This window comes from Aestuariivirga sp. (assembly GCF_965227715.1).
Classification (GTDB): domain Bacteria; phylum Pseudomonadota; class Alphaproteobacteria; order Rhizobiales; family Aestuariivirgaceae; genus Aestuariivirga.
In genome coordinates this window covers 762,916-776,963 of the sequence record NZ_OZ245771.1, presented here as the reverse complement: position 1 = coordinate 776,963, position 14,048 = coordinate 762,916, and the positions used below count along the sequence as shown (strand labels likewise).

The following is a 14,048-nucleotide window of genomic DNA, read 5'->3' as shown; positions in this document are numbered from 1 at the left end:
ACTCAGTTCAGGATCTTTCCGAGGGTCTCAATCGCAGTTGGCTCCTGGAATTTGGCCGGCGGCGCCTCGATGCTGAGCTGGCGGCGGAATTCCTCCGTCACTTGCTTGGCCTCCTCCATATCGCGGATCACCCGCGGCCGGATGAAGATGATCAGCTCCGTGCGGGAGTTCGCATCGGTCTTCTGACCGAAGGCGGCGCCGAGCACGGGCACGTCTCCTGCGATAGGCACCTTTGTCTTGCCCGCTGTCTCCCGATCCTGGATCAGCCCCCCCAGCGCAATGGTCTCATCGTCGCTGACCGCCACCGAAGTCTTGATCCGCCGCTGCCTTATGGTTGGGGAATCGATGCCGGAGGTGAGGGTTTTCACCACATTGCTCACCTCCTGTTCGATATCCAGCGTCACCAATCCGCTGTCATTCACCCGGGGCGTCACGTGCAGGATGACGCCCGTATCCTTCATCTCGACGGTCGAGACGAGGGGCGCGCCGGGAGCATCGGTCGATTGCGCGGATTGGGTCACCACGGGAACCTGGTCGCCCACCTGCAGCGTGGCCATATGATTGTCGAGAACGACCAGCGACGGCGCCGAGAGGACGCGCACCTTTGTGAGGCTCGACAAGGCGTTGAGCGTGAAGCTCACGTCAGCCGATTTAAGGAAATAGGAGAAGCCCGGAAAGACGGAAGCTGTCGATCCCGTGATCACGTCGGAAAATGTGGCGTGATTGTTCTGCTGGCCGAAATACCACCTGACCCCGAATTTCAGCTCATCGTCCAGCGTCACCTCCGCGATGATGGCCTCAAGCAGCACCTGATTGGGAATCGTATCGAGTTCGGCAAGCAGGTTTCGGATCTTTTCGTATTCTGCCAGCGGTGCATAGATCAGCACCGTGTTGTTGGAATCGTCCGACACAACACGTGTGCCGGGCATGAGGGAGGCGGAGGAGGACTCCTCCCCCACCTCACCCGCTTCGGGCGGTGTATAGCCGGGCTCCGCGGGCTCCACTGTGCCGGTATCGCCACCCGTTGCTGTCACAGGCTGGAACCTGGGCGCCACGGATGGACGCACGCCGCTCCCCTGATCGCCGGGGCCGCCGGCCAGAACTGAATCGAGAAGCTTCGTCAGGGTAGAGGCCGTGCGGTTCTGCACGTGATAGACATGGAAGCTTGCCTCATTGGCATCCGCCAGCACATCGAGCTTCTTGATCCAATTCCCGGCCTCCTTGAGATAGCGCGCCCGGCTAGAGATGACGAGAACCGCCTTGAGCCGGCTATTGGGCACAAAGCGCACGACGCCTTTGAGGGGCCCCGAACGGGTGGAGAAGATTTCATCCAGATCCCTCACGATCGCGGCAGGGGAGGATGTCCGCACGGGAATGAGCGCGAAGGACATACCCTTCAGCCAATCGACGTCGAACACGGAAATTGTCTCCTCGACTGAGGCGAGCTCCTGGGAACTTCCGGCGAGAATAAGCGCATTGCGGGATTGATCTGCCGAGACAATGAAGCCCTGGGGCAACATCGGCTCAAGCACCTGCCGCATGTCGTCGGCGGAGATATATTTCAGCGGAACCACGCGTGGCGCGACACCCGGTGTGCTGTCGTGTGTTGAACCCACTGAAACGGGAGTGGTGCTACGCACAGCCTCGGTGGCCGGAACGATCCTGTAGCCGCCCCCATCACGGAGCATCAGGGCGCCATTATCCCGCAGCGCCGATTCGAAAAGCGACATCAGCTGGCTCTTGGTCACGGGATTGGGCGTCTGGATCGTGAGCTTGCCCTGCACGCGCGCATCGACTGAATAGGGAAGCTGCAAACTGTCTCCCATCACAGCCTTGGCGGCCTGCGCAATGGGTGCATCCACAAGATTCAGGGTGACCTCCGCGCCATCGCCATCTTCATCGGCGGCCGAGGAGCGCAAGGGCTTCTGCAATTGCTGGTCGTTACCAGGCCGGAACAGCCCCAGAAAACTGTGCGCCGGCTTCTGGACCGGAAGCAACGTGGCCGGGGCCTGTTGGGGCGTGGAAGGCTGCTTGGGCAGGAGTGGCGCATTTCGCTCCAGCATGCTCTCCCCCGTGGAGGTTGCAGAGGTGCAGCCCGGCAGCGCACAGGCACAAAGGAGCGCGGCAATCCGCAAGAGCTGTCTGAATGATGGCCGCATCGCCAAGGCTACCCTTCCCAGCCTTGACCTTAGGTGACGTCATTCCTGCTGGTCGACCATTTTCGGAGAGTCTTCCACATAAAGTTGCAGTTCACTTCTCTGCCCATTTGATTGCAGCGTGACTTGCCCCGAAAAAATCTTATCGACGCGCCAGCCGGAAATATTGTCACCGCGCCCAAGCCAGGAACCAGCCGGATTCTCCGGCGACTGGACCAGCGCAAGTTGGCGATCGCCGGAGAGATAGACTCCCGCGAGCCGGAGGCCGGTGTTCTCGGGGGTAGGTGGGCTTGTCGTCAATGTGGGCTGCGGCGGCTGGGCCAGTTCGGCAAGCGGCGCTTGCGGAGGCTGACGGAAGGGGCGCCGCGTCTCATCGAAGAGGGGGCGGGCCAGGGCGTCGCCAAAGGCAAAATCCTGGGGCTGTTGTCCAGGCATGATCTGCGGCGTGGCCGGATCCGCCATCTGGCTCAACAATGCGCCGGATACCGGCGGTAGAGGAATGCCGCGCAAGCCGATCCACAGGCTTCCAGCACCCAGCGCGCCACATATTGCAAGACAGAGTGCTGTCGTCCCGCGGAGCGTTCCCGTCCTCATGGCGAAGCCATTGACGCGCTGGTTCCGGGCCGAGAAAAGCCCGACACCTGCAGCGAAAGCGAGAGTGAGGCTTCCTGGCGGGCGTCCGGTCCCTGAGGCATGCTGCTTCTGATCTCGAGGCGCTCAATGGCCATCTTCGGGCGTGCCTGGACCACGGCGGAAAGCACCCCCAATATCGCGCGTAGTGTACCACTCGCCTCAAGAACCGCGGAATAGCGCCCTGCCGGAGCAGCGGTGCCGGGGTCTTCCGGCGCATCGCCTGTGCTCAGCACTTGGAGGCCCTGTGCCGCCGCAATGCCGCTCAACAAGGTCGAAAGCTGTGCCGATATCTCGGCGGCCGTGCCGTCACTCAGAAAAAAATCCGCAGGCACGCCATCCAGCGGAGAACCGTCTGCCACAGATGTGCCGCCGCTCTGCACGAACTGTTGCAGCCGTCCATTCAGCTTTGCCAGCTCCTGAAGCCGCGCATCGCTCGACCAGACTGTGTCAAGCGCCCAAAACACCAGAGACATGGCCAGCACACCCGCGACAGCGAAAACCATGGCGTCCTGCCGGAACGCCGGCCGTCCCATGGTCATGGCTGTGCGGCCTCCGCCTCAATCGCCGCCTTCAGGGTAAAGTGGCTGCGGCCGCTCGCGGGGTCGCGATAGGCAGGTGCGAGGAATGAAGTTGCGGCAAAGAGCGGAGATTTTTCGAAAGCCGAGATGAGGGTCTCAGGTTCCGCAGCCAGTCCGTCCAGGGTAAGTTCCTTTCCGTCGAGGACCAGAACCTGGAGAAATGCGTCGTCAGGCAGAAGCCGCGTCGTTTCCTCCAGCGCTATGAGGGTCCGCGCATTCCCCCGTTCCGCCTTCAGAATTGCGCCGAGCCCCTCCGAGACCGACTTTTGCTCCGCAAGCTTTTTCCGGATACTCTGCGCCTGTGCTTCGAGCATCTGCCGGTCCCGCAGCAAGCGTTGTGTTAGCGCGTCCTCTTGTTGGGAAACGGTCATCAGAAATACGCCGAAGAGCACCATGGCCAAGATCGCACTGCCGAGCGTAAAGCCCCACCAGCGACGCAGGCGCGCGCTTCCATAGGCTTCGCCATTGATTTGAAGAACAACCGGATGCAACGCGGCAGCGGGTCCCGCAAAGGCCAACGCCGATACGGTCACACCTTTGGCTGCAAGCCTGTCGAGAAGGGCGCTTACAAGGCTGCGCGTGACGAGAATTTGTTCACCAATGACGAAATCCTGCTCGGCTGCTACGCTGTGAGCATAGCTCCCGCCGAAGAATTCGCTGCGGTCAATGGACGTGATGCCTGCGAACTCGACGTCCATAATCTCGGGCAGATAAGCCGCTGAGGACCTCGGCAACTGGCTGCGCCGCCTGAAGCACAACTCGTCAGGGATGATTAGACTGGCACCCCGACTGAACCCTGCAGCGGCGTCATCGCCGATGAAAGCCCAGTCCCGCATCTCACCAACCGCGGCGCTGCGCCCCTGTCCCTCCGCGCGGTGAAGGCGTACGGCCGGCAGCGCATCGGCCTCATGCTCGACAGCGGAGGCTGGCTGCAACAGGCTGTGCAGCCAGATCCGGAGATCGGGCATGGTCCAATCGATATCTCTCAGCACGGAGAAGTCTACCAAGGCGAGAATCCTCTACCAAGGTCAACAAGGATGCGATAGTTTACTTAAAGTTGTCAAATCGCTCGATTCAGGCGCTGTATGATGGTGTTGGACCGCGATTACCCGAACGCAGTGCTGACCCGGCACGCCGCCGCCTTTCTCGCCTTTCTGGAGCAGCGGGGAGACTTGCTGCCGAATGCCCGGCGCCGCGCCGAAGGTGCGCTTGCGGCCGGGGGCGAACGGATCGAAACCATTTTAACGGAGCTAGGACTGATAGGCGAGCATGCGCTGCTGGAAGCCATGGCGTCCTTCGCTGGGTGCCCCATCCTTGGCCAGCCCCAGCCCAGCCGCGATGTCCTCGACGATGACGCGCTCGATCTCCCCTTTCTCAGGCGCACGGCCTTGCTTCCGCTCAGTGAAGCGGATGGTGTTCTCCATCTCGCCACCTGCTTTCCCTTGGACAATCAGGCAGCCCGCTGTTTGGCCTATGTTCGGGGGGCAGAATTGCAGCTCTCCATCTGTTCGCAACAATCCCTTCAGGCCGCCTTCGAGCGCTTGGAAGCTGAGGAGATCGGCGGTGGCAGCAGTTCGCCGGATCCGGCCCGGCTCACCGAGCTTTTGGATCTCGATGCCGAACGTCTTCGCGATCTTGCAAGCGAGGCGCCAGTCATCAGGCTGCTCAACCGGCTGGTGACGACCGCTGTCGATCAGCGCGCATCTGACATTCACATCGAACCCCTAAAGGACGAATTGCAGGTGCGTTACCGTGTCGATGGCGTGCTCCACAGGGCCGAGAGCATCGCCAAGGCACAGCAGCCCGGTCTCACCTCACGCATAAAGGTCCTGGCGCGCCTCAACATTGCCGAACAGCGCCTGCCACAGGATGGCAAGATCAGGTTTGTGGTCAAGGGAAGAGAAATTGACTTTCGCGTCTCCACAATGCCATCGGTCGAGGGGGAGGCGATCGTACTGCGCATTCTGAACCGGCTGGACATGGATCTCGAACTTGCTGCCCTTGGCTTCGATCCTCCAGCTGTCGAAGCGCTGTCCGCCTTCATTGGCCAGCCGAATGGCATCGTCCTCGTCACCGGCCCCACGGGAAGTGGCAAGACGACCACACTCTATGCTCTGCTGAAATTGCTCAACACCGCGCAGGGAAAGATTTTCACGGTCGAAGATCCGATCGAATATCAGCTTCCGGGCATCACCCAGGTCCATGTGCGCACAAATATCGGCCTCGATTTTGCGACGGTGCTGCGTTCGGTGTTGAGGCATGATCCCGACATCATCATGATTGGCGAAATCCGCGATGCTGAAACGGCCCGCATCGCGGTCCAGGCTGCCTTGACGGGGCATCTGGTCTTCTCAACCCTGCATACGAATTCCGCGGCCGCCGCGATTGCGCGCCTGCGCGATCTCGGTATCGAGGATTACCTTCTCGCCTCCGCATTGCGGGGCGTTGTATCCCAAAGGCTTATCCGCACCTTGTGCAATGCCTGCGCAAGCCCGGATGCGCCGGACGCTATGGGGACCGTATCACCTGGATCCTCTTGCCGGCAGTGTGGCGGCCAGGGCTTCAACGGGCGCAGGGTGGTCAGCGAAATCATGGTGGTGTCGGAGGAGCTGAGCCGTGCCATAGGGCGTGCCGCCAGCGAAATCGAGTTTGAGGCGATCGCGGCAAAATCCGGATACGTGAGCCTCAAAGCGGCAGCGCATGCAATGGTTGCTGACGGGCGGACGACGGCGGGTGAAGTCACACGGATCTTGGGAGCTGGGGCCGCGTGAGCGAGTTCGCCTATTGGGCTTTGGACGTTGCTGGAGCCAGCACAAGAGGTTCGGTTTCGGCCCTGACCGCGGCAGATGCCGCGCTGCTGTTGCGGCAGCGTGGAATTTTTGCCTACCGCTTGGAGGAAACGCGTTTGTCCTCCGCTTCTGCATCGCTTCCGGGCGGCCAATCGCTCTCACTTCACTGGCGCAGGGACTTTGCGGAAAAGCTGGCGGCACTCACTGCAGCGGGCATTGCGATTGATCGTGCCCTGCAGCTGATCATGTTGCAGACCAAGGGTAAGGCGCATCAGACGGTCGAGGCGCTGTTGAACGCGGTGCGGGCCGGATCGTCCCTGGCTGCTGCGCTTCAGCAGGAAAGAGCCGGTTTCGAGCAGTATGAGCTAGCCTTGATCAAGGCTGGGGAACAGTCTGGAGAACTCTCAACAGTCCTGGAAGATCTCTCGCAAATTCTGGCGAGGCGGGCAAAAATCGCTGCGGATATTGTGTCAGCCCTTATCTATCCGCTCTTCTTGCTGGGTTTCGCTGCCGTCTCCGTCATCGTCATTTCGCTGGTTCTGGCGCCGCGCATCGCACCATTGTTCGAACACAACACGGACGCCATTCCAACTTCGCTCCAGATGATGCTGCTGTTGTCGGATGGTATCACCAAGCATCCTTTGCTGTTGGTGTTCGTCTGCCTTCTTGCATTGGCCCTGCCCGTGGGCCTCGGCAGGGCTTTCAGTTGGAAGCGCGACTTAAGCAGGGCTGCCTGTTCGTTTCCTCTGATCGCCCGCATCACGCAAACCTCCGAACTGGGCCGTGTCTGCAATGTTCTTGCGGCCTTGCTCAAGAGTGGAGTTTCGCTGCAGGTGGCGATCGGCAGTTCTGCCTCGGCTGCCAGCACATCTGCCACAGCGCAGGCTCTGCTGGTCGTGCGGGAGGCTGTGCAGGACGGCACGCGGCTTTCGGTTGCGCTGGGCCAGGTGCCGGTGTTCGACCCCGCGAGCCTGCAGCTCATCGCCGTTGCGGAGGAAACGAACCGGCTGGAACCCGTGCTCCGGAACATCGCCTCGGCCAAGGAGAGCGAGGCCCTCCGGCTGCTCACGCGATCCATGTCGCTGCTGACGCCGGTTCTGACCGTCCTGACAGGAATTCTCGTGGGCGGCGTGGTGATGTCGGTGATGCAAGCCATCTTGAGCGCCAATGACCTCGCCATTCAATGAGGGGCAAGCGCATGGTGCGGGCTTCACCCTGGTCGAGATGCTGGTGGTTCTGGCCATCCTGAGCATGGTGCTTGCTGTCTCTCTGCCTCTAGCCATTCGAGGCGGGAAGGGCGGGGCACTGCAGGCAGATGCCCGGATAGTGGCCGCGAAGCTGCGCCAGGCGCGCGAAACCGCTCTCATGACGAGGCGCCCCACAACGGTTCTGATCAACCTCACGCCGGCTGGCGTTGCGGACGCGGGAGGGAGCATCCTTGCACTTCAGGCGGCAAGGCGTGTCACCGTTGTCACCGCGAAGGGCGTATCCGAAGACCGGCGGGCGGCCATTGTGTTTGAGCCCAATGGCAGCTCCACGGGCGGCGACATTCAATTGTCAGGGGACGGCCACAGCACGCGCGTCCAGGTCGATTGGCTGACAGGCGCAATCATCATCAGCGGGAGCAGATGAGGAACCGTCCAGGACAGGCAGGCTTCACGCTGATTGAAACGCTGGTCGGCTTCGTCGTGCTGTCTTCGGCGCTGATCATGTCTTTCGCCGTGCTGTCGGATGCTCTGCGCGTGACAACGCATATGGCGGCGCAGGAGACGGCATTTCGCGAAATCGACAAGCAGATAGCCAGGCTGAGGCTGGCGCGGCAACTGACGGCCGGCCGCAGTGAGGGAGCTTTGCCATCTGGCCGCTGGACGCTGACGATCACCCCGGTAGCGGCCAGGCCCCAAGCGGGGGCCATGCCTGTTTCGGCCTTCCGGGTCACGGGCCGGTTCATTCCGGCCAATGTGGTTGGCGAAGGCCGCATCCTGGCCGATACAATCCTGCTGAGCGGACATGGCTCGTGACATCGAGAACAACGCAAGCCGGTTTCACGCTCGTCGAGCTTCTCGTGACCCTGGCGCTCCTATCACTCCTCATCGGCTACGCGCTCTCCGCCCTGTTTGTGTGGCAGAAAATGGATGCAGCCATGGCAAGAAACGAGGCGCAGGAGAATGTGGACATCGTTGCCCGCTTTATGCGGAATTCGTTTGAGGACATGCTGCCGGGATTGGGTACAGATGCAGCCGGACGGCGGCAGCTCTTTTTTCAAGGCAGCCAAGACCGGATTCAATTCCTCGCTCTCTCGCCCGGTGTGACCGAGACCGGCGGCATCTATGAGGTCACTGTTTGGCGCGACGACCAGGGGCGGCTCCTGCTGGCGCGGAAACTCCATGGTGGCGGGCGGGCCGAAGCTGAGGCCCCGCACATCCTGCTCTCTGGGGTCCGCAGCCTGGCCTTCTCATATTCCTTCTGTCCAGCGCCGAAAGAGGGCGGGCCGGGCAAGGAGGGCTTGCCGCTGGAAATTCGCCTCAGCCTGACATTTGATCCAGGCGACTTGCGGCAATGGCCCGCGCTGACTGCAGTCCCAGGCGTTGTGACCTGTCTTCTGCCGGGTTGATAGGACGTCGGTGTTTTCCTCAGGCCAGCCGGCTTGGCATCGCAAACCGCAGCACCGTCTCCGGGTTATTATCCGCCGCGAATGCATGGAAATCCGCGGGCCTCTCCAGCAGCGGCTCCATCACCTTGTGGTATTGGGCGCGGGGCAGGGTGGTGGCGCCGAGCCTTTCCAGATGCGGGTTCACGAATTGCGCGTCGAGTAGCTTGAAGCCGCCATAGTTGAGCCTGGCCACCAGATGCACCAGCGCCACCTTGCTGGCATCAGTTGCGCGCGAGAACATGCTCTCCCCAAAGAACACCGCACCGATGCGCACACCATAAAGCCCGCCCACCAGCTGGCCCTCCTGCCAGCATTCGATGCTGTGGCAGCAGCCCAAGCTGTGAAGCTGGGTATAGAGCGATTTGATGCGGGCATTGATCCAGGTGGAGCGCCGCTCGGGCGTCTTTGCCGCGCAGGCGGCGATGACGCCCGCAAAATCATGATCGACCTTCACCTCGAACAGCCTGCGCCGCACGCTTTTCCGCAGCGAATGCGAGACTTTGAGGCCATCCAAGGGAATGATGCCGCGCTCTTCAGGCTCCACCCAGTAGAGCGCGTTGTCTTCCGCACTTTCCGCCATCGGAAAAATGCCGGCCGCATAGGCCCTGAGCAGGATCTGTGGCGTGATGCTGCTCATCAGGCCTGGCGGGCGAGATAATGCTCCAGCCAGTGAATGTCGTAATGGCCGTCGATGATGTCCGGCTCGCCGAGCAATTGCTGGAACAGCGGAATGGTGGTCTCGATTCCTTCGACCACGAATTCGCTCAATGCCCGCCTGAGCCGCATCATGCATTCGGTCCGGGTCTTGCCGGAGACAATCAGCTTGCCGATCAGGCTGTCGTAATAGGGCGGAATGCGATAGCCCGCATAAAGGGCGGAATCCACGCGGATGCCGAGCCCCCCGGGGAAATGCACCGCATCCACCTTGCCGGGGGACGGCGCAAAGGTTGTCGGGTTTTCGGCATTGATGCGGCACTCGATGGCATGGCCCGAGAAACTTATATCGGATTGGGTGTAAGCAAGATCAGCGCCGGACGCCACGCGCAATTGCTCCTGCACGAGGTCAAGCCCGGTGATCGCCTCCGTCACCGGATGCTCCACCTGGAGCCTGGTGTTCATCTCGATGAAGAAGAACTCGCCATTCTCATAGAGGAACTCGACGGTGCCGACCCCTTCATAGCCGAGCTTCTCCATGGCGCGGGCCACGCGGCCACCGATCTCGTCGCGCTGGTGCGCGTTGAGGGCAGGCGAATGCGCCTCTTCCCAAATCTTCTGGTGCCGCCGCTGCAGCGAGCAGTCGCGCTCGCCCAGATGAATGGCGCGCCCCTTGCCGTCGCCCAGCACCTGGATTTCGATGTGGCGCGGCTTCTCCAGATATTTCTCGATATAGACATCACCATTGCCGAAGGCGGCCTTGGCTTCGGATTGCGCCGTGCTCATCGCCAGCGCCAGATCGGCCTCCGTGCGCGCCACCTTCATGCCGCGCCCGCCGCCGCCGGCGGTGGCCTTGATGATGACGGGAAAGCCGATGTCCTTCGCCACGCGCTTGGCCTCATCGATGTCGGAGATCCCGCCCTCGGACCCCGGCACCACGGGAATGCCAAGTTCCTTTGCGGTGATCTTGGCGGTGATCTTGTCACCCATGATGCGGATGTGCTCCGCCGATGGCCCAATGAACTTGATGCCATGCTCGGTCAGGATGTCTGCAAAGCGCGCATTCTCCGAGAGGAAGCCATAGCCGGGGTGAACCGCTTCGGCGCCGGTGATCTCGCAGGCCGAAACGATCGCCGGAATATTGAGGTAGCTGTCGCGCGCCTGGGGCGGGCCGATGCACACGCTCTCATCGGCGAGCCGCACATGCATGGCGTCGGCATCGGCGGTGGAATGCACCGCCACCGTCTGGATGCCAAGCTCGCGGCAGGCGCGCAGCACGCGGAGTGCGATTTCACCCCGGTTGGCGATGAGGACCTTGTCGAACATCTGATCTCTACTCTATCGCCACGAGGGGTTCGCCATATTCGACGGGGTGACCGTTCTCGACGAAGATCGCCGTCACCTTGCCCGCACGCGGCGCGTGAATCTGGTTCATCGTCTTCATCGCCTCGATGATGAGCAGCGTCTGCCCTTCCTTGACCTGCGATCCGACATCGATGAACTGCGGCGCACCGGGGGAGGGCGCCAGGAACACGGTTCCCACCATGGGCGATTTGACGGTTCCTGCATGTTCGCCATTGCCCTTGGGCGCGGCCTGTTCCGTGGCCGGCGCGCTCGCATGGGCATGCATTACCGGGGCAGGGGGTGGAGAGGCGATACTGGCAACCGCCGTCAGCGTCCGCGCCACGCGCACCTTGGTGCCCTTGCGGTCCAGCTCGATCTCGGTGAGCCCGGTGGTGTTGAGGATCTCGGCCAGGCTCGAGATCAGGTCCAGATCGGGGTCCCGCAATTCAGGTTTGGTCTCGGTTTTCTTTGCTGGGGGCATTGGTCAACCCTTCTTGTTTGCCGTGATGAATGAATGGAGTGCTGACAGCGCCAGCACATAGCTTTGCGGCCCGAAGCCGCAGATCACGCCCGTCACCGCGGGCGCGATCAGGCTGGTGTGCCGGAAAGCCTCGCGCTTATGGACGTTGGAGAGATGGACTTCAACTGCCGGAAGATCGGCCGCCTTCAACGCGTCGTGCAGCGCCACGGATGTGTGGGTATAGGCCCCGGCATTGATGGCGATGCCGGAGGCCTTCTCGCGCGCCTCATGGATCCAGCCCACGAGCTCGCCTTCGCTGTTGGACTGGCGGAACACCAGCCCCAGCCCAAGCGCCTCCGCATGGGATTTGCACAGCGCCTCCACGTCGGCAAGCGTCGCCGTGCCGTAGATGGCCGGTTCCCGGAGGCCCAGCAGATTGAGATTGGGGCCGTTCAGCACATAGACAGGTTTCATCGTCACCCGCGATTCCACTCCGCAATCCGCCGCTTATAGGGGTTCAGCCCCTCAGTTGGAAGCGCGGCCCGTGCCCACTGATCAGCAGAGCTTGCAGCCGCCGCCGGCGCGGACCTCGTCGATCATCGCCGAGAGGCCGTCCGAAGGCAGGTAGCCGGGCGAGACCTTGTCGTCGATGATGAAGGCGGGCGTTCCGTTGATGGCAAGCGACTGGGCGAGTGCATGGGTGGCCGCGATTTCCTGCGCGAGGGCCGGATCCTTCATGTCGGTCTTGAGCTTGGCCAGGTCGATCCCCTGCTTGGCCGCAAGCTCATCCACAACTTCCTTCGTCACCTTGCCTTCATGCGCAAACAGCGCCTGGTGCAATTCCCAGTATTTGTTCTGGCGCTTGGCGGCGAGGGCGGCCATGGCGGCATAATCCGAGTCGCCGCCGAAGATCGGGAATTCCTTCAGGACCAGGCGCAGGTTCTTGTCCTTCTCGATGAGGCTCATGACCTCCGGATAGCCCTTCTTGCACCAGCCGCAATTATAGTCGAAAAACTCAACCATGGTGACATCGCCATTGGGGTTCCCGGCCACGAAATCGGCGGGCGAATGGAAGATGTCCTTGGCGCTGGATTGCAACACGCCGGTGCGCTGCTCTTGTTCCTGGGCCTGCTGCTTGGCTTCGAGCGCCTTGCTCACGTCGAGCAGCACTTCCGGATTGTCCATGAGGTACTGGCGGACGATTTCGCCAATCTCCGTCTTCTGCGCGGCGTTGAAACTCTCGGCCGCGAAGGCGCTGGGAACGAGGGCGAGAAGGGCAGCCGCGCACAGGGCGAAGCGGAGGCGGAATGTCATCGGGTGTCGTTCCTCTGTTGTCGAAAACATGTTTGCAGCAGCAGGCAGGATGAAGTCATCCTACTTGTGTCCTGCGAAGGTCAAAACATCGTTAGCGCGGATCCACTCCGGTGTTCCCATCTTGAACTGGCTCTGGGCGGAGCGCGCCTTCTCCATGGCCAGCTTCTTGTCACCCCGCAGCAGGGCGGATTGTGCCGTGGCAAGTTCGGCGCGCGGAATGTCGCCCGTCTGGGCATAGGCTCGTGCCAGCAGCATGTAGGTTTCGGGAGTCTCGCCCTCGCTCCGCTGCGCCTGCTTCAGAAGCTTGATGGCAGCCTTCGCATTGTCAGGTTTGTCGGTGTCGATATAGGCCTGCGCGGCCAGGATCTGGATCAGCCCATTGTTGGGCAGCAGCGTCAGCGCCTTCTGCACCGGTGCCACCGCCTCGGCCGCGCGCCCGTTCTCGAGCAGGGCCTGGCCCTTCAGTTCCCAGAAATAGGGGTTCTCGGGCAGCTCCGCCGTCAGCCCGTCGATGATGGTCAGCGCGTTGCGGATGTCGCCCTTGCGGAACATGGCAATGGCCCTGGCATAGCGCGCGGGCATGGACTGGTCGGCGGAGGGATATTTCTGCATCACCGCCTGCGCGCCACCGATGTAGCCGGTGAGCTTCGCCTGAACCAGCTGGTGGCGCAGGATTAGCGCCGGCGGATCCTTGGTGTTCCAGTAGGGTGATTTCTCCGCCGCAAGTTCGAGATTGTGAATGCGATCGACCGGCATCGGGTGGGACAGCACATAGGGGTCCACATCCGCGAGCGCCACCAGGTTCTCGCGCGCCAGCGTGTCGAACAGCGTGATCATGCCCTTGGCGGATTGGTGCGTGGCGTTGAGGTATTTGAGCGCCGCCTGGTCGGCGGAGGCTTCCATGCCGCGCGCATAGGTCAGGAAGTTGCGCTGGGCCAGGCCCTTGGTCCCCATCATGATGCCCTGGCCTGCCTGCGCCACTTCGGCATTGCCCGCGGCAACGCCTCCTGCGATGGCAGCAAGGCCCAGCAGCATGCCGATGATCGAGGTGTAATTGGCCGAGTCGATCTCAACACCCATGCGCGCCAGATGCCCGCCCGCGATATGGCCCGTTTCATGGGCGAGAACGCCGATCACTTCATTGGGCGTGTCCGACTGGAGAAGCAGCCCGGTATTGATGAAGATGCGCTGCCCACCCGCCACGAAGGCGTTGATGCGCCGGTCGCTGATCACATAGACCTTGACGGCGCTGGGGTTGATGCCCGCTGCCTTGAAGATCGGCCGGGTGTAAAGGCGCAACAGCCCTTCGATCTCGGCATCCCGGATCAGCGGCATGGAACGCGCGGCATCCTGGGCCTGGGCCGCCGTCAGGGCCACGCTCATCACAGCGGTCAGCACCGCCATGAACCGCGCAATCGCCCTGAAAATCAGTCCCGTTCCCAGCATCTTCAACCTGCCTCCACTGCC

Annotated in this window: 15 protein-coding genes; 5 read left to right on the top strand and 10 right to left on the bottom strand. The window is 62.0% G+C overall.

Annotated elements, in window-relative coordinates; all coding sequences use genetic code 11:
• Positions 1-2 precede the first annotated feature (2 nt).
• The 4 genes from gspD to ACO06F_RS03760 form a co-directional block, all read right to left on the bottom strand.
• Positions 3-2,063, bottom strand: a complete 2,061-nt coding sequence (gene gspD, locus ACO06F_RS03775) for a type II secretion system secretin GspD (protein WP_421695363.1) — start codon at positions 2,061-2,063, stop codon at positions 3-5.
• Between the two features lie 135 nt (positions 2,064-2,198).
• Positions 2,199-2,666, bottom strand: coding sequence for a hypothetical protein (locus tag ACO06F_RS03770; RefSeq protein ID WP_421695362.1), 468 nt, complete (start codon positions 2,664-2,666; stop codon positions 2,199-2,201).
• An 80-nt stretch (positions 2,667-2,746) separates the two neighbouring features.
• Entirely contained in the window at positions 2,747-3,328 is a 582-nt protein-coding gene (gspM, locus tag ACO06F_RS03765; RefSeq protein ID WP_421695361.1) for a type II secretion system protein GspM, read from the bottom strand.
• Positions 3,325-4,374, bottom strand: coding sequence for a PilN domain-containing protein (locus ACO06F_RS03760; RefSeq protein WP_421695360.1), 1,050 nt, complete (start codon positions 4,372-4,374; stop codon positions 3,325-3,327). Before ACO06F_RS03760 ends, gspM begins: the two co-directional genes overlap by 4 nt.
• 78 nt (positions 4,375-4,452) lie before the next feature.
• Here ACO06F_RS03760 and ACO06F_RS03755 point away from each other — a divergent pair, with 78 nt between their 5' ends.
• Genes ACO06F_RS03755 through ACO06F_RS03735 form a run of 5 tightly spaced genes read left to right on the top strand, consistent with a single transcriptional unit; the run spans position 4,453 to position 8,770 of the window.
• On the top strand, positions 4,453-6,138 hold the full coding sequence (locus ACO06F_RS03755) for a GspE/PulE family protein (protein WP_421695359.1): 1,686 nt from the start codon (positions 4,453-4,455) through the stop codon (positions 6,136-6,138).
• Positions 6,135-7,343 carry a type II secretion system F family protein gene (locus tag ACO06F_RS03750; RefSeq protein ID WP_421695358.1) on the top strand — a complete coding sequence of 403 codons (1,209 nt, stop codon included), beginning with the start codon at positions 6,135-6,137 and terminating at the stop codon, positions 7,341-7,343. The genes ACO06F_RS03755 and ACO06F_RS03750 overlap by 4 nt, the downstream gene beginning before the upstream one ends.
• The gene (locus ACO06F_RS03745; protein WP_421695357.1) at positions 7,324-7,788 is read left to right on the top strand and encodes a GspH/FimT family pseudopilin; all 465 of its coding nucleotides are present in this window, start codon (positions 7,324-7,326) and stop codon (positions 7,786-7,788) included. Before ACO06F_RS03750 ends, ACO06F_RS03745 begins: the two co-directional genes overlap by 20 nt.
• Positions 7,785-8,177, top strand: coding sequence for a PulJ/GspJ family protein (locus ACO06F_RS03740; RefSeq protein ID WP_421695356.1), 393 nt, complete (start codon positions 7,785-7,787; stop codon positions 8,175-8,177). The genes ACO06F_RS03745 and ACO06F_RS03740 overlap by 4 nt, the downstream gene beginning before the upstream one ends.
• A complete protein-coding gene (locus ACO06F_RS03735) occupies positions 8,174-8,770 on the top strand; it encodes a prepilin-type N-terminal cleavage/methylation domain-containing protein (protein ID WP_421695355.1) in 597 nt (198 codons plus the stop codon). Before ACO06F_RS03740 ends, ACO06F_RS03735 begins: the two co-directional genes overlap by 4 nt.
• Positions 8,771-8,789: 19 nt before the next feature.
• On the opposite strand, the gene aat is transcribed toward ACO06F_RS03735, so the two are convergent.
• The 6 genes from aat to ACO06F_RS03705 all read right to left on the bottom strand — a co-directional run bounded on the left by aat (position 8,790) and on the right by ACO06F_RS03705 (position 14,027).
• A complete protein-coding gene (gene aat, locus ACO06F_RS03730) occupies positions 8,790-9,446 on the bottom strand; it encodes a leucyl/phenylalanyl-tRNA--protein transferase (RefSeq protein ID WP_421695354.1) in 657 nt (218 codons plus the stop codon).
• Entirely contained in the window at positions 9,446-10,789 is a 1,344-nt protein-coding gene (gene accC / locus ACO06F_RS03725) for an acetyl-CoA carboxylase biotin carboxylase subunit (protein WP_421695353.1), read from the bottom strand. The genes aat and accC overlap by 1 nt, the downstream gene beginning before the upstream one ends.
• 7 nt (positions 10,790-10,796) lie before the next feature.
• Positions 10,797-11,288, bottom strand: coding sequence for an acetyl-CoA carboxylase biotin carboxyl carrier protein (gene accB, locus ACO06F_RS03720; RefSeq protein WP_421695352.1), 492 nt, complete (start codon positions 11,286-11,288; stop codon positions 10,797-10,799).
• 3 nt (positions 11,289-11,291) lie between these two features.
• Positions 11,292-11,741 (bottom strand): type II 3-dehydroquinate dehydratase, encoded by a 450-nt coding sequence (aroQ, locus tag ACO06F_RS03715; RefSeq protein ID WP_421696612.1) that lies wholly within the window; start codon positions 11,739-11,741, stop codon positions 11,292-11,294.
• An 81-nt stretch (positions 11,742-11,822) separates the two neighbouring features.
• The gene (locus ACO06F_RS03710; protein ID WP_421695351.1) at positions 11,823-12,581 is read right to left on the bottom strand and encodes a DsbA family protein; all 759 of its coding nucleotides are present in this window, start codon (positions 12,579-12,581) and stop codon (positions 11,823-11,825) included.
• 60 nt (positions 12,582-12,641) lie between these two features.
• Positions 12,642-14,027: a M48 family metalloprotease gene (locus ACO06F_RS03705; RefSeq protein ID WP_421695350.1), complete on the bottom strand. Its 1,386-nt coding sequence runs from the start codon at positions 14,025-14,027 to the stop codon at positions 12,642-12,644.
• Between the last annotated feature and the right edge of the window lie 21 nt (positions 14,028-14,048).

Coding starts and splice junctions, on each gene's coding strand:
- gspD (WP_421695363.1), bottom strand. CDS start 2,063: ATGCTGGAGCGAAATGCGCCACTCCTGCCCAAGCAGCCTTCCACGCCC.
- gspM (WP_421695361.1), bottom strand. CDS start 3,328: ATGACCATGGGACGGCCGGCGTTCCGGCAGGACGCCATGGTTTTCGCT.
- ACO06F_RS03755 (WP_421695359.1), top strand. CDS start 4,453: ATGATGGTGTTGGACCGCGATTACCCGAACGCAGTGCTGACCCGGCAC.
- ACO06F_RS03745 (WP_421695357.1), top strand. CDS start 7,324: ATGACCTCGCCATTCAATGAGGGGCAAGCGCATGGTGCGGGCTTCACC.
- ACO06F_RS03740 (WP_421695356.1), top strand. CDS start 7,785: ATGAGGAACCGTCCAGGACAGGCAGGCTTCACGCTGATTGAAACGCTG.
- aat (WP_421695354.1), bottom strand. CDS start 9,446: ATGAGCAGCATCACGCCACAGATCCTGCTCAGGGCCTATGCGGCCGGC.
- accC (WP_421695353.1), bottom strand. CDS start 10,789: ATGTTCGACAAGGTCCTCATCGCCAACCGGGGTGAAATCGCACTCCGC.
- accB (WP_421695352.1), bottom strand. CDS start 11,288: ATGCCCCCAGCAAAGAAAACCGAGACCAAACCTGAATTGCGGGACCCC.
- aroQ (WP_421696612.1), bottom strand. CDS start 11,741: ATGAAACCTGTCTATGTGCTGAACGGCCCCAATCTCAATCTGCTGGGC.
- ACO06F_RS03710 (WP_421695351.1), bottom strand. CDS start 12,581: ATGACATTCCGCCTCCGCTTCGCCCTGTGCGCGGCTGCCCTTCTCGCC.
- ACO06F_RS03705 (WP_421695350.1), bottom strand. CDS start 14,027: ATGCTGGGAACGGGACTGATTTTCAGGGCGATTGCGCGGTTCATGGCG.